General features: G+C 56.9%; 22 protein-coding genes and 1 pseudogene. 12 read left to right on the top strand and 11 right to left on the bottom strand.

Annotation, left to right across the window (positions count from 1 at the left end; genetic code table 11):
• Window positions 1-124 precede the first annotated feature (124 nt).
• Window positions 125-1498, bottom strand: a complete 1374-nt coding sequence (locus RZA33_RS06335; RefSeq protein ID WP_317507013.1) for an MFS transporter — start codon at window positions 1496-1498, stop codon at window positions 125-127.
• Between the two features lie 129 nt (window positions 1499-1627).
• On the bottom strand, window positions 1628-2341 hold the full coding sequence (locus RZA33_RS06330) for a class I SAM-dependent methyltransferase (RefSeq protein ID WP_317507011.1): 714 nt from the start codon (window positions 2339-2341) through the stop codon (window positions 1628-1630).
• On the opposite strand from RZA33_RS06330, the gene RZA33_RS06325 reads away from it, so the two are divergent.
• From RZA33_RS06325 to RZA33_RS06310, 4 genes are all read left to right on the top strand, one after another.
• Window positions 2340-2723, top strand: coding sequence for a VOC family protein (locus RZA33_RS06325; RefSeq protein ID WP_146875244.1), 384 nt, complete (start codon window positions 2340-2342; stop codon window positions 2721-2723). The two genes, RZA33_RS06330 and RZA33_RS06325, sit on opposite strands and share 2 nt — an antisense overlap.
• Before the next feature lie 173 nt (window positions 2724-2896).
• Window positions 2897-3286: a DUF4870 family protein gene (locus tag RZA33_RS06320; protein ID WP_317507009.1), complete on the top strand. Its 390-nt coding sequence runs from the start codon at window positions 2897-2899 to the stop codon at window positions 3284-3286.
• A gap of 2 nt (window positions 3287-3288) precedes the next feature.
• Window positions 3289-4224, top strand: coding sequence for a lysophospholipid acyltransferase family protein (locus RZA33_RS06315; RefSeq protein WP_317507008.1), 936 nt, complete (start codon window positions 3289-3291; stop codon window positions 4222-4224).
• Window positions 4225-4241: 17 nt separating this feature from the next.
• Window positions 4242-4592: a DUF4870 family protein gene (locus RZA33_RS06310; protein WP_317507007.1), complete on the top strand. Its 351-nt coding sequence runs from the start codon at window positions 4242-4244 to the stop codon at window positions 4590-4592.
• A gap of 24 nt (window positions 4593-4616) precedes the next feature.
• Here RZA33_RS06310 and RZA33_RS06305 read toward each other — a convergent pair whose 3' ends face one another.
• Together RZA33_RS06305 and RZA33_RS06300 are read right to left on the bottom strand one after the other, a co-directional pair.
• The gene (locus tag RZA33_RS06305) at window positions 4617-6026 is read right to left on the bottom strand and encodes a mannose-1-phosphate guanylyltransferase/mannose-6-phosphate isomerase (RefSeq protein ID WP_317507006.1); all 1410 of its coding nucleotides are present in this window, start codon (window positions 6024-6026) and stop codon (window positions 4617-4619) included.
• The gene (locus RZA33_RS06300) at window positions 6023-7651 is read right to left on the bottom strand and encodes an alkaline phosphatase (RefSeq protein WP_317507005.1); all 1629 of its coding nucleotides are present in this window, start codon (window positions 7649-7651) and stop codon (window positions 6023-6025) included. The genes RZA33_RS06305 and RZA33_RS06300 overlap by 4 nt, the downstream gene beginning before the upstream one ends.
• 262 nt (window positions 7652-7913) lie before the next feature.
• Here RZA33_RS06300 and RZA33_RS06295 point away from each other — a divergent pair, with 262 nt between their 5' ends.
• The 4 genes from RZA33_RS06295 to RZA33_RS06280 are packed head-to-tail and all read left to right on the top strand — an operon-like array spanning window position 7914 to window position 13013.
• Window positions 7914-9416 carry a glucan biosynthesis protein G gene (locus tag RZA33_RS06295; protein ID WP_317507004.1) on the top strand — a complete coding sequence of 501 codons (1503 nt, stop codon included), beginning with the start codon at window positions 7914-7916 and terminating at the stop codon, window positions 9414-9416.
• The gene (gene mdoH / locus RZA33_RS06290; protein WP_317507003.1) at window positions 9409-11421 is read left to right on the top strand and encodes a glucans biosynthesis glucosyltransferase MdoH; all 2013 of its coding nucleotides are present in this window, start codon (window positions 9409-9411) and stop codon (window positions 11419-11421) included. The genes RZA33_RS06295 and mdoH overlap by 8 nt, the downstream gene beginning before the upstream one ends.
• Window positions 11421-12215, top strand: a complete 795-nt coding sequence (locus RZA33_RS06285) for an FkbM family methyltransferase (protein ID WP_317507002.1) — start codon at window positions 11421-11423, stop codon at window positions 12213-12215. The genes mdoH and RZA33_RS06285 overlap by 1 nt, the downstream gene beginning before the upstream one ends.
• A 21-nt stretch (window positions 12216-12236) precedes the next feature.
• Window positions 12237-13013 (top strand): creatininase family protein, encoded by a 777-nt coding sequence (locus tag RZA33_RS06280; protein ID WP_317507001.1) that lies wholly within the window; start codon window positions 12237-12239, stop codon window positions 13011-13013.
• Here the strand turns inward: RZA33_RS06280 and ribA are convergent.
• Window positions 13010-14113 (bottom strand): GTP cyclohydrolase II RibA, encoded by a 1104-nt coding sequence (ribA, locus tag RZA33_RS06275; protein WP_317506999.1) that lies wholly within the window; start codon window positions 14111-14113, stop codon window positions 13010-13012. The genes RZA33_RS06280 and ribA overlap by 4 nt on opposite strands.
• Before the next feature lie 97 nt (window positions 14114-14210).
• Between ribA and RZA33_RS06270 the strand changes: the two genes are divergently transcribed.
• Complete coding sequence (locus RZA33_RS06270; RefSeq protein WP_317507171.1) at window positions 14211-15065, top strand: RibD family protein; 855 nt, start codon at window positions 14211-14213, stop codon at window positions 15063-15065.
• 54 nt (window positions 15066-15119) lie between these two features.
• Here RZA33_RS06270 and RZA33_RS06265 read toward each other — a convergent pair.
• From RZA33_RS06265 to RZA33_RS06250, 4 genes and pseudogenes are all read right to left on the bottom strand, one after another.
• Window positions 15120-16010 (bottom strand): annotated as a pseudogene (locus RZA33_RS06265) (lysylphosphatidylglycerol synthase transmembrane domain-containing protein); the annotation flags it as partial.
• A gap of 4 nt (window positions 16011-16014) precedes the next feature.
• Window positions 16015-17940: a glycosyltransferase gene (locus tag RZA33_RS06260; protein WP_317506998.1), complete on the bottom strand. Its 1926-nt coding sequence runs from the start codon at window positions 17938-17940 to the stop codon at window positions 16015-16017.
• Entirely contained in the window at window positions 17937-18335 is a 399-nt protein-coding gene (locus RZA33_RS06255; RefSeq protein WP_317506997.1) for a 6-carboxytetrahydropterin synthase, read from the bottom strand. The genes RZA33_RS06260 and RZA33_RS06255 overlap by 4 nt, the downstream gene beginning before the upstream one ends.
• 71 nt (window positions 18336-18406) lie before the next feature.
• The gene (locus RZA33_RS06250) at window positions 18407-19390 is read right to left on the bottom strand and encodes a zinc-binding alcohol dehydrogenase (RefSeq protein WP_317506996.1); all 984 of its coding nucleotides are present in this window, start codon (window positions 19388-19390) and stop codon (window positions 18407-18409) included.
• 314 nt (window positions 19391-19704) lie between these two features.
• Between RZA33_RS06250 and RZA33_RS06245 the strand changes: the two genes are divergently transcribed.
• Window positions 19705-20424 carry a CDP-alcohol phosphatidyltransferase family protein gene (locus tag RZA33_RS06245; RefSeq protein WP_317506995.1) on the top strand — a complete coding sequence of 240 codons (720 nt, stop codon included), beginning with the start codon at window positions 19705-19707 and terminating at the stop codon, window positions 20422-20424.
• A gap of 27 nt (window positions 20425-20451) precedes the next feature.
• On the opposite strand, the gene RZA33_RS06240 is transcribed toward RZA33_RS06245, so the two are convergent.
• Together RZA33_RS06240 and RZA33_RS06235 are read right to left on the bottom strand one after the other, a co-directional pair.
• On the bottom strand, window positions 20452-20922 hold the full coding sequence (locus tag RZA33_RS06240; RefSeq protein ID WP_317506994.1) for a GFA family protein: 471 nt from the start codon (window positions 20920-20922) through the stop codon (window positions 20452-20454).
• A 309-nt stretch (window positions 20923-21231) separates the two neighbouring features.
• Complete coding sequence (locus tag RZA33_RS06235; RefSeq protein ID WP_317506993.1) at window positions 21232-22200, bottom strand: LysR substrate-binding domain-containing protein; 969 nt, start codon at window positions 22198-22200, stop codon at window positions 21232-21234.
• A gap of 138 nt (window positions 22201-22338) precedes the next feature.
• Between RZA33_RS06235 and RZA33_RS06230 the strand changes: the two genes are divergently transcribed.
• Together RZA33_RS06230 and RZA33_RS06225 are read left to right on the top strand one after the other, a co-directional pair.
• On the top strand, window positions 22339-23283 hold the full coding sequence (locus tag RZA33_RS06230; RefSeq protein ID WP_317506992.1) for a sodium-dependent bicarbonate transport family permease: 945 nt from the start codon (window positions 22339-22341) through the stop codon (window positions 23281-23283).
• 161 nt (window positions 23284-23444) lie between these two features.
• Window positions 23445-24119 (top strand): FAD-binding oxidoreductase, encoded by a 675-nt coding sequence (locus RZA33_RS06225; RefSeq protein ID WP_317506991.1) that lies wholly within the window; start codon window positions 23445-23447, stop codon window positions 24117-24119.
• Window positions 24120-24470 lie beyond the last annotated feature (351 nt).

Genomic DNA, 24470 nt, shown 5'->3' with positions numbered 1-24470 from the left:
ACAAAACCTCGGGCCAAGAGTTAAACAGTCGTTTGAAAGTGTCGCTGGAATAGTAGTAGCACTCTCCTCTTTACACCATTAGCCCAAGGTATCAGCCGTTACCCATCACGTCTTTACCCGGTCTTTATTTACGCCTGCTTACTTGCTCCACATCATCATAATAGGTGATATGGCTTTTATCTTCGGCGGGCGGCCCCACTACGGGTTCGGCCACATTCACATCCCATACGGCATCAGACAGATCCTCCAGGTGCTCGTGCTCAAGCGCCCCTTGCATTAACTCTTCGGTGACGACCAGTTCAGCACCGGCGGTGGTCATCGGTGTCGTGGGCGTAAAGGGCGCCACGGGCACCGGCGCCGGGCGTACGCTGCGACGCCAGGAGAAGAACAGTAAGAAGAACAGGCTCAGCGCGCCAAAGGCCCAGAACAGACCAGCATCGCCCATCACCGTCATCACCGGGGAAATCATCAGCGGACTAATAGTGGCACCAATCGAATTAATCAGCAGCAGGCCCTGGCTCATGCGCACCAGCGCCCCGGCGGGCGCGCGGTCGGCGGCGTGGCTCACGGCCACCGGGTAGAGCGCAAATACGCCCCCGCCAAGCAAGAAGAGCAGCGCCGCCAGCATTAGCGTCGAAAGCGGCAGCCAGACCATCGCGGCAGAAATCAGCACACAGAAACCACTAATACCCATCAGCACTATCTGACGATCGTGGCGATCCGACCAGCGGCCAATGGGGTACTGCAGCAGCATGGCCCCCATAATCACCACCGCCATCATCTGCCCCACTTGGCTGACGCTCATGCCAATCCGTTGTAGATAAAGCGGCAAGAGGCTATACGCTGCGGCGACTACCATGCCAGAACCTAAGCTGCCCATCACGCCGGTCGGCGTCAGCGTGACCAGGCGCAGCGGATTCAGCGGCTCGGCGTGCTCCATGATCGGTGAGACGCGGGGAATCATCGCCATAGGCAGCACTGAAAGCGATGCCAACAGGCCAATCACCATAAAGGGCGCGGTGACGCCCATGGCATTGGTCACGCCGAGTAGCAGCTGACCCAATACGCCGGCGGCATACAGCGAAATCATGTACAGCGCCAGCAGGCGACCGCGGACTTTTTGGTCGCCCGACGTCAGCAGCCAGCTCTCAATGACCAGGTAAACACCCACCGTGGCCCAGCCGCCGATCAGGCGCAGCACAAACCAGGCCCAGGGATCGAAGAACAAACCTTGCAGCAGCACGGTGACCGCCACTAGCGAGGCAAAACTGCCGTAGGCGCGAATATGGCCAATGCGCAGCAGCAGGCGGTCATTCACCAAGGCGCCTAAGGCTAAGCCGATAAAGTAGGCTGAAGAGACAATACCGATTAGCGTGGCCGACTCGCCAGCGGCATCCAAACGCACGGTAATTAAGGTGGCCAGAAAACCGTTGCCAATCCCGAGAATAAATAGCCCCAGCAGGGGGGCCAGCGCCATGGCGAGCAGTTGCCGCGACATGAATACCTCACCTTGACCAGAAGGATGAAAAGCAGCATTACAAACGTAATGATATAAACCGTCATCCCACCTGGCGCATCTAGTCAGGTAGTATTACGGCGCGTAATTATTGCCCTCAACTGGGCAAAGTCAATGCTTTTCTAATGGCATCACTATCGGCCACAGCGGTTTTCTCAGAATAACCGTGTCAGGCCCAGGAAATTCCACTACTAACGTATTCTCTTGTGCCCACCAACGGAAGGTTTCTTGGCTAAAAAAACTGATATGCGTGGGGTCGCTGATATAGTGCCAGCGGGCAAAGGCTTCAGGTGAAGTGACCCGTTTGGTCATCAGCCCAAGATAGCCACCTGGCTTTAGCTGGGCCACTAATTGGGCAAGCACTTGGCCGGGCTGTGCCAAATGCTCAACGACTTCCGTGGCCGTGATAAAATCGAAGGTTTGGGTGAGAACCGAAGCATCAGGGGCGTAAAAAGGATCGTAGATAGCCATCGGGTAGCCCTGCTCTGCAAACATCACCGACAGCGTTGGCCCCGGCCCTGAACCGAAATCGAGTCCACTGGCGTTAGGGGGTAGCTTAGCCAGCAGGGGGGTAAATAAACGCCCTAAAAAGCGCCGGTATCCCGTATCATGCGGCGAGTTTTGATGTTTATCGTATTCGGCCTTTTCAGCAGCAGCGCTCAAATGCTGCGCCGGGGGGACAAATACCAGCTTGCACGTGGCACACTGGTAATAGTCACGACGCTGATCCCGGTAGTAAAGCGCCGTCGTGGATGCCGCACAGAGCGGACAGCGACGCATCATCATATTCTCTGGCTTATCGTTACGTATTAAGGAAGGTGGCATGCTTTCAGGTCTGGATCATCTTGTGGTTACCGTGACCGATATGGGTCGCGCAGTGGATTTTTACTCGCGTGTTTTAGGCTTAGACGTCCGCTACCGCGATGCTCAACGGGTCGATTTAATGCTCGGCGACACAGCGCTACGTCTACACCAAACCGATACTGACATTGCGCCCATTTCAGCGACGCCGACGCCCGGCAGTCTGGATTTATGCCTGCGCTGCCAGCTACCGCTGGACGAGTTTAAGCAGCATTTAGAAGTCCTGGGTATCGATGTAGAACTGGGGCCTGTCGCCCGCCAAGGCGCCAATGGGCCGATTGAATCGCTTTACCTGCGTGACCCGGATGGCAACCTGCTAGAAATTTGCCGCCCTGCTTCCCGTTAAGGCCCAATTTTTGTTAATGATAAGCCCAATAGCGCACGGTATCATAATGCGCACTGACCAGCGCTTGCTGAAATGTGCTAGTCAGCATTAAACCGTCCAGCGCTAACAATCCAGCACTCACCGTTAAGTGCTAACCATTCAGTCTTTATACGGTTTTATCGAAAGGAAACGTTATGCTTGATAACCAAAGTGATTCCACCTCTCAAGGCGAAGTCGTTGACGGCACGCAACAGTCGCCGCCTGACACCACCATGGCGATGGTTATCTATGCGCTCTATCTGGCCAGTTTCATCCTCGGTTTTACGTCGATTATTGGGGTGGTAATTGCTTACGTTTATAAAGGCAAAGGGCCTGAATGGCTGGACGAACACTACCGGTATCAAATTCGTACTTTCTGGATGAGCTTGGCATACGGCATCCTCTTTTCGCTGCTAACCTTCGTGTTGATCGGCTTTCCGCTTTTGCTGGCCCTGGCAGTCTGGCTAATTATTCGCTGCGTGAAAGGCTTTAAGGGTCTGCAAGAAAAGCGTGCACCCTCTAATGTAGACACCTGGCTGTTTTAACCATGTCTCAACAAACACTTGAAACGAGTGGGCGTTTTTCCAAAGCCAGCGCGATCAACTGGCTTTGGCGGCGCCTTTCTCGCTGGCCCCTCTCACGCCTGTGGCGATTTGCGTCAGCGCTGGGGCCCTTGGTGTACCGCTTTAACCAGCGCGAACGCCATATTACCGATATTAATATCAACGTTGTTTACCCCCGCCTTAGCCCTCGCGAACGTAAAACATTGGCACAGCATAGCCTGCGCCACTCGACCGCGACCATGTTAGAACTGGGCCATGCCTGGATGGCACCACCGGAAACAGTCAACGCAGGTATTTTAGCGGTGCACGGGCGCGACAAACTTGATGATGCCCGGGCAGAGGGCCGGGGGGTGATTGTGCTTGCTCCCCACTTCGGTAACTGGGAGGTGCTCAATTTCTGGCTATCGAGCCATTTTCCCTTTACCGCTATGTACGAGCCACCCAAAATCACTGCGCTCGACCCAGTTATTCGCCATGGTCGAGAGCGCATGGGGGCGAGCTTGGTACCGACCAATCCCCGCGGCGTCGCGGCACTGCTTAAAGCGCTTAAACGCAGCGAAGCGATTGGCATACTGCCCGACCAGGAGCCTGACTGGGGCAGCGGCGTCTTCGCACCGTTTTTTGGCCGCGACGCCTACACCGCAACGCTGTTGCCCAAACTGGTGGCCCGCACCCAGGCGCGCGTTGTCACCGGGGTAGCGCTGCGTATTCCCGGCCAAGGCTTTGAGATTCATTTACTGGATGCCGATGAGCGGGTTTATAGTAGCGACGATGTGCTTTCTGCCACGGGTGTTAACGCCAGCGTGGAAACTGCGATTGGCTTAGCACCTGCTCAATATCAGTGGGAGTACAAGCGCTACCGCAAAGTGGTGCAAGAACAGCAAAAGCTGCCCAACTACCGCGACTATCGGCTTTATTAATCTAAAAGAGTTTCCTGATGACGCAACACCATGGTTCGCCCGATGAAACCCGCACGCCGCAAATCATCTACGCGCTTTATTTAGCAGGCATTGTCACCGCCAATATCACCCTGCTGATTGGCGTGATCATTGCCTATGTTTACCGCAAAGACGCCGCACCTTGGCTGCAACAGCACTACCGCTATATGATCCGCACCTTCTGGATAGGCACCCTGTATGCCTGCATTGCCTTTGTGCTCAGCATCGTCATGATTGGCACGCTATTTTGGCCGCTGCTAGCCGTGTGGCTAGGCGTACGCTGTGTACTGGGTTGGGTAGACGTGCGCAAAGGGCGCCCACCGGCCAGGCCTGCCAGCTGGCTTTGGTAAGCCTCTGCCCGTCACCTCTGCCCGTCATTCATTGTTATCTCGCGCATAAACATCATCCAAACGCTCGATATCGTCTTCGCCCAAATAACTCCCTGACTGCACTTCGATCAGTTCAAGGGGAATTTTGCCGGTGTTCTCCAGCCGATGGAGAGCGCCGATGGGGATATAGGTCGACTGATTTTCAGTGACTAAAAAGCTTTTTTCCTCAAGCGTCACCCGCGCCGTTCCCTTCACTACAATCCAGTGCTCAGCGCGGTGATGGTGGCGCTGCAGCGACAGCCGCCCACCGGGCTTAACGGTGATATGTTTGACTTGATAACGCGCGCCGCGATCCATCGCTTGAAAGCTGCCCCATGGACGCTGTACCAAAGGTGCCGACACGGGTTCACTACGACCCGCTTGAGAAAGCGCTGCCACCAACTGCTTTACCTGCTGCGCCTGATCACGGTGCGCCACCAGCACGCTATCTGATGTTTCCACCACGATATGGTTCTGCACGCCTAGGGTGGCTACCAGGCGGTGCTCGGCAAACACCAGCGAATCCTGGGTATCGCTTAGCCAGGTATCGCCCTTAGTAGCATTACCCGCCACATCAGATTCCAGCGTGGCCCATAGCGCATCGAAACTACCGATATCGCTCCACTGCGCCGCCAAGGGCACAACCGCCGCGTGGTCGCAGTGCTCCATCACCGCGTAGTCGATCGAGTCCGCCGGGCAGCGTCGAAACGCGGCTTCGTCCAAGCGCAGAAAATCCAGGTCGCGATGCGCACCGCTAACGGCCGCCTGACAGGCCTCAAGCATGCTCGGGTGTAGCCGTTCTAGCTCAGCTAAATAGCGCGATGCAGGAAGCAAAAACATACCGCTGTTCCAAAGGTACCCACCGTTTTCCACCAGCTCGGTGGCGCGCCTGGCGTCAGGCTTTTCGATAAAGGCGGCTAGGCGATGGCCACCTTCGATAGGGTCACCACAGGCGATATAACCGTAGCCGGTTTCAGGCTGGGTAGGCACCACGCCGAAAGTAACCAAATAACCCGCTTCGGCTAACGGCACAGCCAGCGAAACGCTGTACTGAAACGCCTCAACATCGCCAATCACATGGTCAGCTGGCAATACCAGCAGCAGCGGATCATCGCCAGATTGACGCGCCAATAGCGCCGCGCAAGCAATCGCCGGGGCCGTATTGCGCCCCTCGGGCTCGAGCACCAGCGTCGCGGCTTGATCCACCTCACGAAGCTGTTCCGCCATTAAAAAGCGGTGGCTGTGATGTCCCATTAACAATGGCACGGCGGTGGTAATACCTGCTAAGCGGCTGAGTGTTTGCTGGAGCAGGCTTTGTGACGTGGTTAAAGGCAAAAACTGTTTGGGCATCTGCTCGCGGGAGAGCGGCCAAAGCCGTGTGCCACTGCCACCGCTCAAAATCACCGGCTGAATCATGGTTCCATCCTTGTCGTCGTTCCTAGGGGCGGGAAAGTGTCAGCGTCAGCGCCGGGCGCCGCAAAATCGGCCTGCAACCAGTGACGCAGTTGGCTCATCCTGGGCGCGTTAGCTGCCTGCTCAAGTGCTGGCAGCGTGCCAGGTATAAATCCACGCGCCGTAAAGGGCGCCAACAGCGCCGGGTCGCCGCTGATAATGTGCACGGGCACCGCCTTGCTGGCAGCGTCGCCGGTAATCAGCGGCGCTGCCTGATGGTCGCCAAGGACAATCAACAGGGTGTCGTTATCCACCACCCGTTCGGCCCAGCGCCCGGTGACTTTGACAGCATAGTCGACCGACCAGGCATAGTGATCACGAATACGCTCTATGTCCTGCCATAGCACCTCGGGCGGGTCACCAGCATTCTCCCAAGGCGTAAACACCTGGCCGTCTGCTATTAACGACCAATCTTCAATCACTGGCAGAATCGGCGTCCAGGGGGCGTGGCTCGAAATCAGTGCCAATTGCGCAAATACCGGCGTATCGCCCAGCAAGTAGCGCTGGGTGTAATCGAGGGTGAACTGGTCGGGCATGGTCACCCAGTTGAGCGCAGGACCGGCATAGTCAATATCCTTGGCAGCCGCGATCTGATCGAAACCGTAAGCCTGCCCTTCTGGCCATGCCATGGTGATGGCGGGCATTACGCTGAGAGTGCGCTGACCGGTGGCGCTAAAGTCATCGATCAACGTCGAATGATCGCTATTTAGCATTAACCGATACCACAGCTGATTATCAATCCACCGACCGCTTAGGGCTGTTGCATGAGCAAGCCACGACTGTCCCCCTTGAATAGGTGCCTCTAACATACCTGACACGACATGCAGGTGGCGTTTATTCAAGCGCTGCTGCATCTCGCTAAGAGTAGCCAGCAACACATCTGCATAACGCGGGTCATTCAGCGCCGAGATACCATAGGACTCAATAAACGTCAGCAGCACGTTACGCCCCTCAAGCCCTGGCATGGGCTGAACGGCAATGGGCGATGTGTCTAACTGCTCGGCAAAGGCAAGGCGCGCGGCGTGTGTATCGGTTATTTGCTGCCACTGAATCCGCGTGGTGTTGAGTATTGGCAAACGAGCGCTGTCCACCAGCCGCACACCGGCCAGGTCCAGCACGGCACCACTGGTACCCACCACAAGCACCGCTAACGCGGCTGCTCCAGGCAGTTGCTTTAGCGAATAGTCAAAGGGCGGAAGCAGTAAGCGTAATAAGCCCACAACGATACCCATCAGCACGGCGGCCCCGACGAACATCGCGCAAATCGCCACCACTTGGCCTACATTACCTACTAGCAGATGGTAAATAGAGCGCAGTAAAGGAATATCAAGGTAAAGGTTTAATGGCCGGGCAAATGCCATATTAATCGCAGCATCGCCCAGATTAGCCGCAGTCGCTATCAAGATCCAACTGACTAACGCAACGACCAGCCAACGACGCAGTGGGCGAGGAGGAAGCAGGAGCATAAGCGGCGCAATAATCAGCGCCTCCCAAGCAATAAGATGGGAACTGATATCACCAAAACGCCACCACAGCGGCACGATGAGTAATACATTCAGGGCTAGTAACGTTAATAATAATCGACTCATCGCCTTCTCATTTCTGCCTGCGTTAGCTTAGGGTGGCTGAAGTATCATCTGTCAGTGTCGACCTCAGTAAGAGGTTATGAAAAAAGCAAGGAATAAGGACTGCTGAAAAACGCAATAATCATGTACTGTTGTGCATAATTGTATAATTATTGTGTAAATACTTCACGTTTTGCGTAGCTAATGGCAAAGCGTTGGCAGACCTTCTACCGAAAGGATTTCGCCCATGTGTTGTAACACTATTGGTAGGTGGCGGGCTAAGTGGATGGTTCTACTCAGTAGTGCCGTCATCTCTTCCGCGTTTGCCCAAGACGATCAACATTTCAGTAAGGTCATAGAACATGCTCAACAGCTTGCCGAGCAAGCGTATCAAGCCCCCGAAGAGACGCTGCCGACAGTATTGCGTGAGCTTGACTACGATACTTATCGGCAAATTCGTTTTGACCCCGAGCATGCCTATTGGCAAAACGAGAGTCCCTTCAGCTTACAGCTGTTTCACAGCGGCTTTTTGTTTCAAACCCCAGTCGCCCTCAATGTCATTGATCGAGACGGCGTTACCGCGCTGCCCTTTTCAGCAGACGATTACAACTACGATGGCGCTGCCGAAACGCTGCAAGAACATGATCTAAGCGGCAGCGGCCACGCAGGCTTTCGCCTGCATTATCCTCTCAACAATGACGACTACGCCGATGAATTCGCCGTTTTCCTCGGCGCAAGCTACTTCCGCCTGTTAGGACGCGACCAAGCTTACGGGCTATCGTCGCGGGGTCTTGCGATTGATACGGCGTCTGCCGAGGGCGAGGAGTTTCCCGCGTTTCGCGAATTCTGGTTGTACAAACCCGCCAATGACGCCAAGCAAATTGAGCTGTTAGCGTTAATGGATAGCCCTTCAATCAGTGGTGCCTACCGGTTTACCATCCAGCCCGGCGTCAGTACCCAGGTAGAGGTCGAAGCGGAACTGTTTGCTCGCGAAGATATTGCCAAGCTGGGCATTGCCCCGCTCACCAGCATGTTTACTTACGGCGAAGCAAGCCGCGAGCGGCCAGACGATTTTCGCCCCCAGGTGCACGACTCAGACGGCCTGCTGATGCACACCGGCAGCGGCGAATGGATCTGGCGCCCGCTGAGCAACCCATCTCACGTGCGCACCTCCGCCTTTATAGACGACTCTCCCCAAGGCTTTGGCTTGATGCAGCGAGAACGCGACTTTAATCGCTACCTGGATACCGAAGCCCAATATCACCGCCGTCCCAGCCAATGGGTCGAACCTTTAGCTGAATGGGGAGCAGGCCACGTAGAACTGGTTGAAATTCCCACTCCCGATGAAACTCACGATAACATCGTCGCCTACTGGGTGGCAGACGACACGTTTGACGCCGGCGAATCCCGCCGCCTGCATTACCGCACCTACACGCTTAGCGCTCAGCCAGAAGCGCATACGTTAGGTCGCGTCATTCGCACCCGCCACGGGAACGCAAAAGTACCGGGGCAAGTTGACTCACCCGCTGCCGATCAGCGCCAGTTTATCGTCGATTTTCAAGGCGGGGCGTTAGACGCTATTAGCGCCGACCAGCCCGTCGAGCTGGACATTGGCACTCAAGACGGCGAGGTATTGCTACCCCAGGTCACCGCGCTGCCCAACAACGGCTGGCGGGCGAGTTTCCGGCTACCCAAAAGCGATCAACCCAGCGATATTCGTCTCCGGCTGACTCTCAACGGCGAACCGGTTAGCGAAACCTGGAATTACGTGTGGTATCCCGATGCCTAGCACCAACGATATCCAACCATCGATTCCCTGGCTGACAACACGCCGGGCCTGCCTGACCCTTGCGGTAGTGCTTTCCAGTGCGGCCGGCTGTATCGCCATGAACCACATCGTAACAAGCCTCGCTATCGGCTGGCAGGTCTCCATGCTAGTGCTGTTCGCGTTGACGTTTAGCTGGATCGCGCTGGCGTTTTGGGGCGCCGTTTGTGGCTTTGTGGTATGCGCGCTGCGCCGCGACCCACTTAGCCTACGCAAGCTCGATAAGCAAACGCCCAATGCACGCCTGCTAGTGAGCCGCACCGCCATCGTGATGCCGATTTATGCCGAGCCACCGATCCCCACTTTTGCCGGGCTTGAAGCTACCTGTCGTTCGCTGTTGAGCTACGCCATTAATAGCGATGAAAATGACGCTGTGCGGCCCATGAGCGAGCATTTTGAGGTGTTTATTCTTAGCGATACACAAGACGCCGCCCAAGCGCAGGTAGAGGAGGCCCACGTGGCGGCCTTACAGCGTCGTTTTAACGGGCAGTTGGCCATTCATTATCGACGGCGTGCCAACAATAACGGCCGTAAGGCGGGCAACATCGCCGAGTTTTGTCGCCGCTGGGGGCGCAACTACGACTATATGATCGTGCTCGATGCCGACAGTTTAATGAGCGGCGCAACGCTGCTGCAGATGGTCCAGCGCATGCAGCGCCAGCCCTCACTTGGTTTGATTCAAACGGTACCGATCCCGGTCGGCCAAAAAACTCTGTTTGGGCGCTTCACGCAGTTTGCTTCAGCGCTCTATAGCCCCATGCTGGCCGCCGGCCAGAGCTTCTGGCAAGGGGATGCAGCCAACTATTGGGGGCACAATGCGATTATCCGCACACGTGCCTTTATGGATTACGCAGGCCTACCCACGCTCTCCGGCAAGCCACCGTTGGGCGGTGAAATACTGAGTCACGACTTTGTCGAGGCCGCCTTGCTCAAACGCGGCGGCTGGCAGGTCATATTGGACACCACTATCACCTCTGCGGTATCGCGCCATGACCCCTACGCCAGCGCCTCCCACAATAGCTTTGAAGCCATGCCGAGTAATCTGCTCGACTTTGCAAAGCGCGATCGCCGCTGGCTGCAAGGCAACCTTCAGCATTTACGCCTGCTAAGCGGCGCGGGATTACATCCCCTCAGCCGCCTGCATTTCTTCTACGGCGCGTTTGCTTATTTATCCTCATTGGTGTGGCTAGGACTGTTGCTATGCACCAGCGCATTGGTAACGGTTCACTCGCTGAGTGATGCGCCAGGTGAACTGCTTTCAGGTAAAATGACGTTTAACCCGCTTTCGCTCGGCTTGCTTTCAATTACCTTAGCGATGCTATTGGCGCCTAAACTACTCGGTTGGCTGCTGGCCTGTTGGCAAACGCCCCATGCTTTCGGTGGTCGGCTGCGTCTGACCGTCAGTACCTTCCTGGAAATGCTGTTTGCTGCCTTGTTAGCCCCGTTGATGATGGCGTGGCATAGTCTGTTTATTATCAACGTGCTGCTAGGACGCTCTATCGAATGGCAAACGCAAGAACGCGGTGAGCGGTCACTAACATGGCGTGAAACATGGCAACACACGTGTTGGATGACACTAACCGGGGTGGCCTGGGCGGGCATCATGGCCACCTTTTCGCCGACAGCCTTTGGCTGGTTAACCCCGGCCTGGCTAGGCCTAGTGGCGTCAGCACCGCTGGTTAAATACTCAAGCAGTAGCACCTGGGGCGGTGTGGTGGGCCACCGACTCGGGCTTGTTAAAACGCCCAGCGAATGCTTAATGCCGTCGGTACTCGCTGATTTTGCAGCACTAATGGGCAGTAGCCACCCGCATCCTCTCGACCCATCGACCCAAACGGCTTACCCACTTCGGCTACCGCCGCCGGAGCGCCGGGGGGCGATGCTCTGCCAGTCATTTAAGCAGTTTGATCGTTTGGCATTGGCAGCCTCATCACAAGCGCCGCCGACAACGACCAAGGAGCCGCATTAATGCCTCGCCTGTATTTGCAACGGCTGCGCAGTGCGAGTGGGCTTGTCCGCTCGCTATTTATTTATTGGCGGCCGGGGCGCCAACGCGGGCTACAACGCCTTTACCAACCTTTCATTCAGCCCGGCGCCATCGCCTTTGATATTGGCGCCCACTTAGGCGACCGCAGTGCTGCCTTTCAGATGCTGGGTGCCACAGTGGTGGCCCTTGAGCCGCAACCTGATCTTGCCAAGTGGTTCAAGCGTATGGTCAACAAACCCAACGTGACGCTACTGCCACTGGCCGCCGGGCCAAGCCCAGGCTTTGCCGAGATTGCCATTAGCCCCGGCAACCCCACACTTTCGACCCTGGCCACCGACTGGCGCGAACAAATCGGCGAACGCAACGCCGGCTTTAGTCACGTTCGCTGGGAACAGCGGCTGCGTGTCCCGGTCACCACCCTAGACACATTGATTAAAGACTATGGCGAACCCAGCTTTATAAAAGTTGATGTCGAAGGTTTTGAGGCTGACGTATTAGCGGGGCTTAGCTGCCCCGTGGCAGCACTGTCGGTGGAGTTCGTCGCCGGTGCGCTGGACGTCAGCCGCGCTTGCATTGAGCACCTAAGCACCCTCGGCGATTATCGTTATAACGCGGTGGTCGGTGAGCAGCGCCACTTCCAATGGGAAGAGTGGCAATCCCCCCAAGCGACAACCCAGTGGCTTGCCGAGGGTGCTAACGACTTCCCTTCCGGCGATCTTTACGCCTGTCGCTCCGATCATCCGTTAGTGCTGAATGAAGCGCTAAACAATGTTTAATCACGCAAGGCCCTTCCCCTTATGATTCATCACTGGCAAACGCTGACCGCTCCACAGCTCGCTGATTTCGCCCAACGCGACCCTGTGGCCGTGCTGGTACTCGGCGCCATTGAGCAGCACGGCACGCACCTGCCCCTCGCCACTGACCTGACAATCGGCGAAGGACTGCAGGCCGCCATGCTGGAGATGCTTGATCCCGCTCTTGACGTGATTTGCCTGCCCCCTATCGCCGTGGGAGCCAGCGACGAGCACGCAAGCTTCCCCGGTACGCTAAGCCTGCCTGCACCGCTGGCGATTGCCACCTTAGAAGCCTATGGCGACAGTTTGGCTCGCGCGGGTATACACCGTCTGGTACTGCTTAACAGCCACGGGGGGAATAAAGCGGTCATGGACCTAGCGGGTCTAACGCTGCGGCGGCGGTATGGCATGCGCGTCGTCAAAGCGACTTACACACGCCTACCCGCACTGGAAGGGGCAATCGATGCCGACGAACTGCGCTACGGCTTACACGGAGGGTTGCTTGAAACCGCCATGATGCGCTACCTGGCGCCTTCGTTAGTGCAACTCGACGATTACTCAGCCGCCCCCACTGCCGCACCGCCAGACGCTGCGTTGGTCAGTGCCGAAGGTGCCGCCGCGTTTGCCTGGTTAGCTGAAGACCTAAGCCCGCAGGGCGTGGCGGGTGACGCGACTCACGCCAACGCGGCGCTAGGAGAACGATTGGTGCAGCACTATGCTAGTCAGCTGGCGGCAGTAGTGGCGGAAACCGCCCAGCTCCCGCCGCTGAAAAAGGCTTAGCGCTGGTCGCTCAACACGTCTTCCAGCAAGTGACCACCGCGGGTGGCCTTGGCATTTAAATAGCGGTGGTTTTGGTCGGTAACGCTACCGTAAAGTGCCTGACGCGATACCACCTCGATACCGCCTTGGCGCAGCGCCTCCATTTTCAAAGGATTATTGGTCAGCAGTTGCACCTGGTTGATCTCAAGCGCGTTTAACATATCAACCGCCACGGCGTACTGGCGCTCGTCGTCGCCAAAGCCAAGCACTTGATCCGCATCCACGGTATCCAGGCCGCCGTCCTGCAAGGTATAGGCGCGCAGCTTATTGGCCAGACCAATGCCACGGCCCTCTTGGGCTAAATAAAGCAGCACGCCGCCGCCCATGGCTTGTATATCCGCCACGGCATTGCGCAGCTGTTCGCCGCAGTCGCAGCGCAAGCTGCCAAACAAATCCCCCGTCAAACACGCCGAGTGCATGCGTAACGGCACGGCACCTTGCCAGTGCGCCTGCTCACCGATGACAACGGCCACATGCTCACGCAAGCCGTCCGGCTCCCGGAAAAGCACAAAGCGGCTATGAGCTGCATCTTCCAGGGGAATGTGCGCTTCGCTGACGCGTTTGAGCATACCAGGCGCACCGGCCAGGCATTGCTCCGCCTCTCCAGCATCCACTTCCAGCAGCCGCCCGTCGGCCAGCTGTTGATCAATAGTGGCCGAGGCGGCTTCACTCACAAACGCGCATAGCGCCGCAGGGATTAGCAGCGCCCGGCGCATCAACGCAACAGCGCCACGCTCAGCCAGCCCCGCCGGTTTTAAATCACGCATCAACCCACTGGGAGACTGCGGCCAAGTTTCCGCCGTGGCTAATCCCTGCAGCTCGCTAACACTTATATTGGCGGCTAATGGCAAGCTGCCCGCCTCTGCATTTAGCGAGCTCCCCATCGCTGCCAAACGGTGGCGAGTGAGGACTAACGAAGGCCGCGCCCCCGCCATTTGAGCGAGGTTTTCCACCGACTCACTGCCTTCCAGCGCTTGCACTAACAAGCGCTCTCCACCGGCATTAACCATCACTGGTAATCCCCGACGTATATCGAAAATAGCTCGTTCAATCTGATACATGTAGGCCTCCTGGCTTCCTGGCGTGAGGGACGTTACGCGCTTGCGCTAAACCGACATGCGCCGCATGATAAAGCGGATTCTCTAGCGCGGAGGCGTCATGCCCGACTCCCATATCGACACGGGGTTTATCTATCAAGAAAGCGATATTGCGCTGGCAGATGCCTGGCAATGGCTGCTGGCATTGCACCACCAGCGCCCCTGCTCGGTTGCCATCACCCTGGCGTCCAACGGTGAATGGCAATCGCCGCGAACGGTGACGCCTGAAGCGCGCCAACTGCTGGATTGTTTGACCCCGCTGGCTAGCCGCCCTGCTTGGGTCATCGCGCAGCTGGGGCAAAGTATGGATGGCCGAATCGCCACTGAGAGTGGCCACTCGCATTACATTAACGGCCATCAGAGCTTGATCCACCTGCACCGGCTGCGGGCCTTGGTAGACGCGGTGGTGGTTGGCGTTGGCACCGCCTGCGCGGATAACCCGCAGCTGACGGTGCGCCATGTTAGCGGTGCCAACCCGACCCGGGTGGTACTGGACCCGCGCGGGCGCCTGCCGGATAACTTGGCGCTGCTGACGACGCAGTCCGCCGCGACGCTGCATATCGTTGGGCCCAGCGTAGCAACGACCTCCGTCAACACTCACGTAGAGCGCTGCGTGCTGCCATTGAACAGCAGCGGCCAGTTTGCCCCCAACGACGTCATTACGCTGCTCGCTGAGCACGGATTGCATCGCGTACTGATCGAAGGTGGCGGTGTTACCGTGTCCCAATTTATCGAAGCGAGGGCCGTTGACCGGTTGCACCTGCTGGTCGCTCCACTGCTGATTGGCTCCGGCCGACCAGGGCTTAAAATGACGCCTATTGACACCCTCGAGAGTGCGCTGCGCCCGCCCACGAGAACGTTCCGCTGCGGGGACGACACGCTGTTTGACATGCGGTTGAACGACGCCGCCACCTGACGGCTGTGCCGTGCGGCGACGACTTAACGCCACCCAAATCCCCGGAAGACTGGCCAGTAATACGATGACACCGTAGGCCAGCGACACTGCCACGCCCTGGGCAGCCGGCAAGCCCACTAACGCCCAGACGCCCGCGGCAGTGCCTTCGCGAAGCCCCCAGCCAGCGACCGACAAGGGAATCAGCATCGCGAGTAGCAGCACCGGCGTTAGCGCCAGCAACTGCAAGGCAGGCAGCTCGACGCCAATCGCCCGCGCGGCGCACACCATCACTAAACCGTAGCTCATCACGATTACCAGCGACGAGATCAATTGCTGCGGCCAAACCCCGCGCTGACATAAGCCGCGCTTCAAGTCTCTGGCCAAAGCGCGACACCATTGGGGGGAGCGGGCTAAACCAACGCCAACGCGCTTTCGGAACAGTAGCCCGGTGACAATGATGCCCCCCACCGCCGCTGCCAGCGTACTCAAAACTGGCCAGCCCAATGCGCCATGCCAAAGCGGTGAAAGTAGCAGCGCCGCTAGCGTTAATATCGCCACCGCAACCTGCCCGGAGGCGCGCTCAATAATCACCGCGCGCCAGGCACCGCCGCGAAATTCTGCCTGGCGAGCATGGCGGTGCGCGCGCCCTGCGTCACCCAACACACCGCCCGGCAACAGTTGATTCACTAACAGCGCTAAATAGTATTCGCGCAGGGCATAGGTAAACCGTAACGGCACATCAATAAGCCCGGCGGTGAGCTGCCAGCGCCAGGCGCAGAGCATAACTTGCAACGTGCTGATCGCTAGCGCCAGCAACACCCAGCCGGCCGAAAAGCGCCTTATCTCAGCCAGTATGGCCTGGGGCTCTACCCACAGCGCAACGGCGCCCAACAACGCGGCGCTGATTAATCCACGGCGGAGCCATGGGTGGTCTATCCAGGCAAATAACGGGCGTGCAAAGCGCATACGGCTAGCCCTCCTCTGGGGGAATCGCGAGTAAATCGCAGTGCCCAACCCAAACCCCAAGCGCACCGTCTGCCACTGCTTGCTGGCGTTGTTGCAACCAGCGGGCAATCCGTTCCGCTGCCTGCGGGGCTTGCTCTGTTGCCGCTTCCGCCCAACCTTCAAGCAGGGCTTTGATCAACGGTTGCTGAGTGCTATCGCCGGCGGCCAAGCGCCAAGGCGTTGAGGCCTGCTCAATACGGTAGCTTGCCTGTTCTAAAGCGCTGACTAAGGCGCTGTGTGCCTGTCCTCCCAGGGCTGCTCCCAGGCCTTTATCACGCCGCTGGTGGGCTATAAACATCGCTAGCAGCCAATGATCTTCGTCGTTCAGCACCGGCTCGCCCTGGGGATCCATAAAGTGCCACTCCCCGGTAACGCTCAAGGCGATCAATAGCGCTTGGCGCTGCGCAGCACAACGGGCCACCAATGCGTCAATCCACGCTTGTGAAACGAGATCCAGCAAGGCAGAAGCGGTTACCAAATCTGCGTCCTGCAGTGGAACGCTGTCAATCGGTTCAAGAGAGACGCAGTGGGTTTCAACGGCCAGTGGCTGCCCATCAATATCGTTGACATCGGCAGCGCGTTGACGCGCTTGCGCTAACAACGCAGCATCGTGGTCGATCAGTTTCCAACGCTGAGGGCCAGGTAGGTGCGGGGCAAGAAAGCGCAGATTGCTACCTCGGCCACAGCCAAGATCGGCTATCAACGGGCTCGCTGTTCGCGCGCCCAACCATTCAGCGGCGAGCGCTGCAAGCGGCTGACTGCGTGAAGCAAGATCGGCCTCTTCGCGCAGCGTTAACCAATCAGACGCGAACTGACTTCCGGCGTGCAAGCTGCTCACGCTTAACGCTTCAGCGAACGCAGCCCCCGCCGCCCGCCAGTCGCTTAACTGGTCGCGCGCCTGAATAGCCCCCTGACGCAGCCGGTGGCGTAACTCGGGGTCGTGGCAAAAGCGGCTCAAGGCGTCTTGCAGAGCATCGCTGTCACCCGGAGGGACGCTCAACCCGGCGCCTTCCGGCAAAGTATCGCGAAGCGCGCCGCCGGTGGTGGTTATAACCGGCAAGCCGTGTGCCAAGGCCTCGGTGACGACCATGCCGTAGCCTTCGTACCATGAAGGCAGTACCAGCGCATGAGCGCGTCGGTACGCAGCTTCTAACGTTTCGCCATTGCACTCGCCGTGCAGGTGCACGCTGGCTTGCAAACCATTTTGCTCGATCAAGTGCTCAACGCGCTGGGTGAACGCTGGGTCACGCGCCCCGCCATAGCAGTCGCATTGCCAATGCTCACCCGCAACGCCCGCTAGTGCTTGAACCAGGATATCCTGACCCTTGCGCGGCGTTAGCGTGGCCACACACAGCAAACGTAGCGGCTCACCGGGCTCTGCGGCGGGGCTAATCGGCGCCTGGGCGACACCCGGCTCAACCACGCTGACGACCGCGTTCAGCGGTACGTCATAGCGGGCCGCCAGTTCCGGCAGGCGTCGGGCGGTAAAACGGCTGGTCACAATAATCCGCGCGACAGCGGCTAACGCGGCTAATTCACTGCGATGAAAGCGCTGTTGGTCGGCGGCATTAAGGCCCAACTCATCGCCTAAGGGATGGTGCAGTAAGGCCGTGATATCCAAGCGCTGGGCATGCTGCGCAACTACCTCAGGCAACGCGCCCATGGCGAGCCCATCAATCACTACCGAGGCGCTCTCGGGTAGCCTTTCCAGCGCCATGGCAAGCTCGGCTGCCGCCGTGGCATCTGCGTCGGGAAATTGGCCATCCAGGCCAACCACATCGATATCAAAGCCCTGTTCACGCAAGGCCGAAACGATGTGGGCATCATAGAGGTACCCCCCGGTACGCTGACCTGGGTCACCCGCTACGATTAAGCTAAAACGCTGGCTCATAGGGGGCCTTCAAAGCTTGCCCAGGCCACATGGGATTCGTGCAGCTTGACCTCCAGATGGGTCAGCCCACGAGCGGTCGTGCCCATTTCGCCCGCGTTAATCGCCGCCGCCAACTGGTCAAAAATCACCTTGGCCATAAACTCGGTAGTGGTGTTCTTGCCTTGCAGCTCATTCACCTCATCCAGATTTTGATAGTTGTAGCCTGCCAGCACGGCTTTGAGGGTCTCACTGGCCAGACCAATATCAATAACAAGACCATCGTCATCCAATTCTGGGCGCTGAAAAACCACATCCACCACATAGGTGGCTCCGTGGGTACGCTGAGCCGGCCCAAACACCTCTCCCTTAAAGCTGTGGGCAATCATAAAGTGGTCACGAACACATAAACGAAACATACACACTCCCAGTCATTAATTTTTTAAAAACAAATACTTGTTAAAAACAATACAGTCGTTAAAACATGCGCTTAAAAGGGGTACCGTAGGCGATGGCATAGCTCGGCGCTGCCGCGGTCAAACAGCGTAGGGGCCAATTTAGGCAGCTGGGAAAAGTCGCTTTCAGCGCTAATAAGCGCCTCTAGCCGCTCATCTGCCAGCAGGTTCAAGGCTAAACAAAGGCGCCGCCGGTAGTCCCAGCGAGGGCGCAATTTAGCCGGCAGCTGGCCGACTTGGCTGGCCTTAATCGTCAGCCGCTGGGAGTGAAAAGCACCCCCTAACGGCAAGGCCACATCACCTTCACCAAACCAGCTCATTTCGATAATGCGCCCCTCACTGCCGACGACGTCCAGCGCTTGGCGTAAGCCAGCCGCGTGCCCGCTGGCGTGGATCACACAGTCTTGGTCACGAGTTACCTGCTCAGGGGTGCAGAAAGCCACGCCTAGTCGCGCGGCGAGCTGGCGGCGCTCGGGGTTAATATCAACCAACTGCACATTAACACCGGGAATCTGAGCACAAAGATACGCCACCAGCGTGCCCACCACGCCAGCACCGATCACACATATCCGCTCGCCCAGCATGGGCTCAGCGTCCCACACACCGTTAACAGCGGTTTCCATATTAGCGGCCAGCACCGCTCGCGCGGCGGGCACGTTAGCAGGCACTTCAAGCACCGCAGAAGCGGGCACGACGTAGTGATCTTGATGGGGAAACAGGCAGAAAACGGTTTTATCCAACCAGGCGTTAGGGCCTTGTTCAACGCGCCCAACGCTGCAGTAACCGTACTTAACCGGGGCAGGAAACTCCCCGGCTTGAAAAGGAGCCTGCATACGCGAGTATTCGCTTTCGGGCACACGGCCGTTGAATATTAGCGATTCAGTGCCGCGGCTGATCCCGCTGTACAACGTGCGAACACGCACCTCATCCGTTGCCACGGTGGGCAAAGGTTCAGGGCGTAGTTCACCCTGCCCTGGGCGTGTTACCCAAAAGGCATTCGCGTATTCAGGCGCCGACATAACCATTTCCTCTGGTTGCGAGTTCAAACGCCGTGAGCTCTTTTTCAATCCATTGAATACGGTGTTGCGCTATTGAACTGCACGTTAAGTAATTTGGCGTTGTTACATACGGAACGTTTATCAATGGCTCACCCTTGTTAAGCGTAGCGTTTGAAAATGAAATATTCGATTAACAATTTTGGTCAGTAGGCACTAACGCATGTATTGTCTTAAACGTATGGACAACCCTACCTCCTTCTACAAGAATGGTACATATAAAATTTTTTGCATAATTTTATAAGCCGTGTGTCACGCCGTTACGGTGAGAGGCCCTCATGTTCCGCTTTTTGAACACCTCAGGGTGTTATTCATTATCCAAGCGCTTTCAAACCGCTATGGAGCTGGTGTTAGGCGGTTTGCTGCTGCTGATAGCGGGCCAACTCTTGCCCAACCTAATGGCCGAGCCGATTAATTGGACCGTCGCTTTGGGGCTGTACATTGTGATCGCTAGCTTAGTGGTCATTTACTGGCCACAAGGGGCACTCGGGTGGGCGAATCGCGTTACGTTAGTGCGGGCCGTGCTGGTGGCCTTGGTGGCAGGCGGCTTAGCTGCAGGAGCATTTGAGCCTGTGATTTGGCAGTGGCTGCTGATCGCCGTGTTAGCGCTATTGCTGGATGGGGTAGACGGCTGGGTCGCCAGACGCACCCAAAGCCACTCTGCCTTTGGGGCACGTTTTGATATGGAGCTTGATGCGCTGCTGATTATGCTGCTGTGCGTCGGCCTGCTGCTTGAATCAATGGGCCCTTGGGTGCTGTTGATTGGCGGTATGCGGTACCTGTTTGTGATCGCCGGGTGTTGGTTTACTTGGCTAAAAGCGCCGCTGCCCCTTAGTTTGCGACGCAAAATCGTCTGTGTTTGGCAGGTTTCCGCCTTGCTACTAGCGCTGACGCCGCTAACTTCACACGTGTTAACCGGGCTGCTTGCCATCAGCGCGCTGCTATCGTTAGTTATGTCATTTGGTGCCGATGTAAAATGGCTTTACCAGCAAACATAATTCAGCAAACATAATTGTCCCAAAGATCTAACGCTCCAGCCCCAAGCGTTGGTGCCATTCGGCTAGGCTCTCATCCGGATAGGCACAGAAACACTTGTCCTGAATCGGCGCATTCACTTCGACCCACTCCGCCTTGCTATCCAACATCATGTGCGTGCGCTTGGGTGGCGAGGGTAACTCGCTATCAATAGCTGAGGCGAAGGGGTGTACCAGCTCAGGCCAATTGGGGTCGTAAACCCACAGCGACGAAGCACAATGCTTGCAAAAATGCCGCTCTGCCGTGCTTTGCTCGCCATTGATGATGGCCTGATAGACCGTGATGTGCTCGTCACCCTTTACCATCAATGTTTTGCTATTGCCGCCAAGGTTGATGGCATAGCCACCGCCCCCCGCCGTCTTGCGACACACCGAACAGTAACAGCGGTTAAAGGGATAGGGTTGATGTGATCTCACACTGAACGTCACTGCTCGACAATGACATGACCCTCTTAACAGCATATGGCCTCCTTTCGCAGCGGTTACCCAAGACAAAAAACAAAGAGAAGCCCACCGAGTTTGGAGAAGCTGCTTTCTTATTACTATAGTAAATTTTGTGAAATTTCACGCTAATCTCTCGATTTTATACGCAAACGTGACAAGCAAAGGCGGTTTTTGATGGGTCCGCTGGGGTGATGCCACTGTCTAGCTAGCGCAGTACCCAAGGTGGAACTCGCCCCGTCTCAGCTTGGTATTTAGGAGCGGCTTATGGCCCACGATAACGAGCTATTCGAGAAGCGACGCGAAGCAGGACGCCAACTTGCCCACGTATTAACCTTGCTTACCACTTGAGGCCAAGGCGCTAAGCAGTTCAGCCACTGCCATCTCGCCTTCGGGGGCATCAGATGCCTGAGCCAGCGAGCCTTGTACAAAGCTTAAAAAACGATAGGCGGCGGGCGGTAGGCGTCGCTCTCTGCGTACCACGAAGTGCCAGCGGCTTTTCAGTGGAAAACCCTTTAAGGGCAGCTCTTGAACGCCCTTGGGCGAATCCGCCAACACGTGGCGGGAAAGCACCGCCAGGCCCATGCCAGAGGCGACCGCCAGCCGGATCGCCTCGTTGCTGGCGATCTGCTGAGTAGATGTTAGCTCAATACCCGCGCTGTAAAGCCAGGTATCGAAGGTATGCCGAGTCGCGGAACCCGGCTCACGCAGCAAGAATCGCTCTTTTTTCAAGGCCTCCATGGTGAGGTCTTTTACGTCGGCCCAGCGGCACTTTTCCGGCCCGACCACCACTAGCGGGTTACTAAGGAATGGCGCGGCCAGTACATCGTCATCCGACGGCGGGTGACTAAAAACGTAAAGGTCGTCTTCATGACGCTCAAAACGATTGAGCATTTGCTGGCGATTACCGATCTCCACTGTGACGTCTACCTGCGGGTTAGCCTGACTGAAGGGCCCCAATAAACGCGGCAACACATATTGTGCGGTGTTTACCAAGCCAATACTAAAATGGCCGCGCCCGCCGCGGTTGTATTCCTCCAGGTACTGGCTGAACACATCGGCGCGGCTGAGCAAATCCTGGCTCAGTTGATAGAGCGCCTGGCCAACTTCGGTGGGCACAATGCGGCCTTCCTCCTGGCGCACAATGGGTTCACCAACAATCTCACGCAGCCGCTTTAATTGCTGAGACACCGTTGGCTGGGTCAAATGAAGCCGATTGGCGCTAGCGGTAATCGAGCCGGTGCGTACCACATCGGCGTAAACTTGCAGCAAGCGAAAGGTCAGTTGACGTAATTTCATCGCGAACACCATCATAGATAGTTATCTATGACTGTATAAAGTTTATTTGTTTTCATCAATTCATACAGATCGCTAAAGTAGCCACCTCGTTCTTTCAAACCCCATCTTTTCAAACTCAGCCCTTCAAGGAGAATTGCCGTGCCGGATATTGTGGTCATGTTTTTTGTACTGGGTGTGGTCGCCGGTGTAGTGCGCTCCGACCTCAGCATCCCCAAAGCCGCTTACGACATTCTAAGCCTGCTGTTGATGCTGACCATCGGCCTTAAAGGCGGCATGGCGCTGCACGGCAGCTTAAGTACCTCGCTGCTGATTGAACTGGCCGGGGTCACGCTATTGGGCATTATCATTCCGCTGATAGTGTTTCCGGTGGTGCGCTACCTGGTACGGCTATCGCTTGCCGACAGCGCCAGCCTGGCCGCCCACTACGGCTCGGTGAGCGCTGGCACCTTTGCCGTTGCCCTGGCGTACACCGAAGCGCATAGCTTAGTAACCGGCGGGCAAGTCACCCTTTATCTGGTACTGCTAGAGCTACCGGCCATTATGCTCGGGCTGATGCTCTACCGTCGTTTTAGCCGCGCCGATGCAAACACCTCGTCAGCCAACTTATGGCATGAAACCCTGACCAATCGCGGCGTTATTTTGTTGGTCGGCGGTGTTTTGATCGGCTGGCTATACGGCCCGAATGCCGGCGCATCGGTAACCGGCCTTTACACCAACGCTTTCCAGGGCATTCTGGCACTGTTCCTGCTGGAGATGGGCCTGGTGGCAGCAGAAACGCTGCGCAGCCTACGCTGGGCACATAGCCGCCTGATTATTTTCGCATTAACGGCGCCTATCGTGCTTTCCTGCTTTGGGCTGATGATGGCGTTCTGGCTTGGGCTGCCTGCCGGCTCCGCGGTGATTCTGGCCAGCTTAACCGCCAGCGCCTCCTACATCGCCGCGCCAGTCGCCGTTCGCGCCGCGATTCCAGACGCCAACATTGGCCTTGCCATGCTGGCATCACTGGGGCTCACCTTCCCCTTCAATGTGCTGATTGGTATACCGCTCTACCACCATCTTTGGGAATGGCTAGTGGGGGTTTAATGCCGTTCCCAGTACGCTTTCCAGTACGTTTTCCAATACGCTTTCCAGTACATGGGGTTTTCCACGAAGTCTCCTTGCGTTTAATGCCTGACTTTACAGTGCGCCATTGCTGAGGCCACCATAAAAAAAGCAACCTAACGATGAGAGGCATAAGGAGACGTATGGACCACACACTCGAAATCCAGGAAATCCGTAATCTCACCCACGACGTTAAGCAGATACGGTTGGCCAAGCCGGAGGGATACACGTTCACGCCTGGACAAGCGACCGAGGTAGCGGTCAACCGCGAAGGGTGGACCGACGAGAAACGGCCGTTCACCTTCTCTTCACTTGTTTCAGATCCGTGGCTGGAATTCGTTATCAAGATCTATCCGGAACACGAGGGCGTCACCCAGCAGATCGGGCAGCTTAGTGAGGGGGATTCACTGATTATTGGCGAGCCCTGGGGCACCATCGAATACAAAGACGAAGGCATGTTCCTGGCGGGCGGAGCGGGGGTAACGCCGTTTATCGCCATTCTGCGCGACTTGCATCACAAGGGCGAGATCGGCAATAACCAACTGATTTTCTCCAATAAGACTGAGCGGGATATCATCCTCAAGGATGAGTTCAAGACGATGCTAGGTGGCCAGTTCGTCAACGTCATCACCGACGAAAAACCCTCCGGCGACCACACCTGCCTTGATGGTGTCATTGACAAGACCTTCCTTAAATCGCATATCAGCGATACAAGCCAGGCCTTCTATGTCTGTGGCCCCGACCCGTTCAATGAGAGCATCATGACAGCCCTTGAGGAACTGGGTGCCAACCCTGATGCGCTGGTCTTCGAAAAGTAGGCCGTTTCGCAACGCACTCTGATGCAAACGTTGCGTCAATGGTCAAAGCGTTGTAAAGGCTGCAGATTATCCGTTTTTGCTTCCTGCCCGATTGGGTGGGAAGCAACCATTCATTGCTTGGCACCGATGCCTAACGCCCCAATACAAACCATCTATCGTTCAGAGTGTCGTCGCACTACTGTGCACTCCTCCTAGCCCGGCTTGCCAGCGCCTCTACCTGTACTGTTGGAGGTTAAGGGCGTAGGGTAGCTATCCGGATCTATCCTCTCAGTGCTTTTTTGCAGCTTTCTGCGCGCATTCAATCCGACCCCCTCTATTAAGGCATTTCCAACGCCTTAACTTGCACGACCA

This window comes from Halovibrio sp. HP20-59, assembly GCF_033052795.2.
In the GTDB taxonomy this organism is placed as follows: domain Bacteria; phylum Pseudomonadota; class Gammaproteobacteria; order Pseudomonadales; family Halomonadaceae; genus Vreelandella.
The sequence above is the reverse complement of the archived record's forward strand: the minus strand, read 5'-3'. Positions and strand labels throughout refer to the sequence as shown.

Excerpts from the sequence above, each read along its gene's own strand:
- RZA33_RS06335 (WP_317507013.1), bottom strand. The coding sequence starts at position 1,498 with ATGTCGCGGCAACTGCTCGCCATGGCGCTGGCCCCCCTGCTGGGGCTA.
- RZA33_RS06325 (WP_146875244.1), top strand. The coding sequence starts at position 2,340 with ATGCTTTCAGGTCTGGATCATCTTGTGGTTACCGTGACCGATATGGGT.
- RZA33_RS06330 (WP_317507011.1), bottom strand. The coding sequence starts at position 2,341 with ATGCCACCTTCCTTAATACGTAACGATAAGCCAGAGAATATGATGATG.
- RZA33_RS06320 (WP_317507009.1), top strand. The coding sequence starts at position 2,897 with ATGCTTGATAACCAAAGTGATTCCACCTCTCAAGGCGAAGTCGTTGAC.
- RZA33_RS06315 (WP_317507008.1), top strand. The coding sequence starts at position 3,289 with ATGTCTCAACAAACACTTGAAACGAGTGGGCGTTTTTCCAAAGCCAGC.
- RZA33_RS06310 (WP_317507007.1), top strand. The coding sequence starts at position 4,242 with ATGACGCAACACCATGGTTCGCCCGATGAAACCCGCACGCCGCAAATC.
- RZA33_RS06305 (WP_317507006.1), bottom strand. The coding sequence starts at position 6,026 with ATGATTCAGCCGGTGATTTTGAGCGGTGGCAGTGGCACACGGCTTTGG.
- RZA33_RS06300 (WP_317507005.1), bottom strand. The coding sequence starts at position 7,651 with ATGAGTCGATTATTATTAACGTTACTAGCCCTGAATGTATTACTCATC.
- RZA33_RS06295 (WP_317507004.1), top strand. The coding sequence starts at position 7,914 with ATGGTTCTACTCAGTAGTGCCGTCATCTCTTCCGCGTTTGCCCAAGAC.
- mdoH (WP_317507003.1), top strand. The coding sequence starts at position 9,409 with ATGCCTAGCACCAACGATATCCAACCATCGATTCCCTGGCTGACAACA.
- RZA33_RS06285 (WP_317507002.1), top strand. The coding sequence starts at position 11,421 with ATGCCTCGCCTGTATTTGCAACGGCTGCGCAGTGCGAGTGGGCTTGTC.
- RZA33_RS06280 (WP_317507001.1), top strand. The coding sequence starts at position 12,237 with ATGATTCATCACTGGCAAACGCTGACCGCTCCACAGCTCGCTGATTTC.
- ribA (WP_317506999.1), bottom strand. The coding sequence starts at position 14,113 with ATGTATCAGATTGAACGAGCTATTTTCGATATACGTCGGGGATTACCA.
- RZA33_RS06270 (WP_317507171.1), top strand. The coding sequence starts at position 14,211 with ATGCCCGACTCCCATATCGACACGGGGTTTATCTATCAAGAAAGCGAT.
- RZA33_RS06260 (WP_317506998.1), bottom strand. The coding sequence starts at position 17,940 with ATGAGCCAGCGTTTTAGCTTAATCGTAGCGGGTGACCCAGGTCAGCGT.
- RZA33_RS06255 (WP_317506997.1), bottom strand. The coding sequence starts at position 18,335 with ATGTTTCGTTTATGTGTTCGTGACCACTTTATGATTGCCCACAGCTTT.
- RZA33_RS06250 (WP_317506996.1), bottom strand. The coding sequence starts at position 19,390 with ATGTCGGCGCCTGAATACGCGAATGCCTTTTGGGTAACACGCCCAGGG.
- RZA33_RS06245 (WP_317506995.1), top strand. The coding sequence starts at position 19,705 with ATGTTCCGCTTTTTGAACACCTCAGGGTGTTATTCATTATCCAAGCGC.
- RZA33_RS06240 (WP_317506994.1), bottom strand. The coding sequence starts at position 20,922 with ATGCTGTTAAGAGGGTCATGTCATTGTCGAGCAGTGACGTTCAGTGTG.
- RZA33_RS06235 (WP_317506993.1), bottom strand. The coding sequence starts at position 22,200 with ATGAAATTACGTCAACTGACCTTTCGCTTGCTGCAAGTTTACGCCGAT.
- RZA33_RS06225 (WP_317506991.1), top strand. The coding sequence starts at position 23,445 with ATGGACCACACACTCGAAATCCAGGAAATCCGTAATCTCACCCACGAC.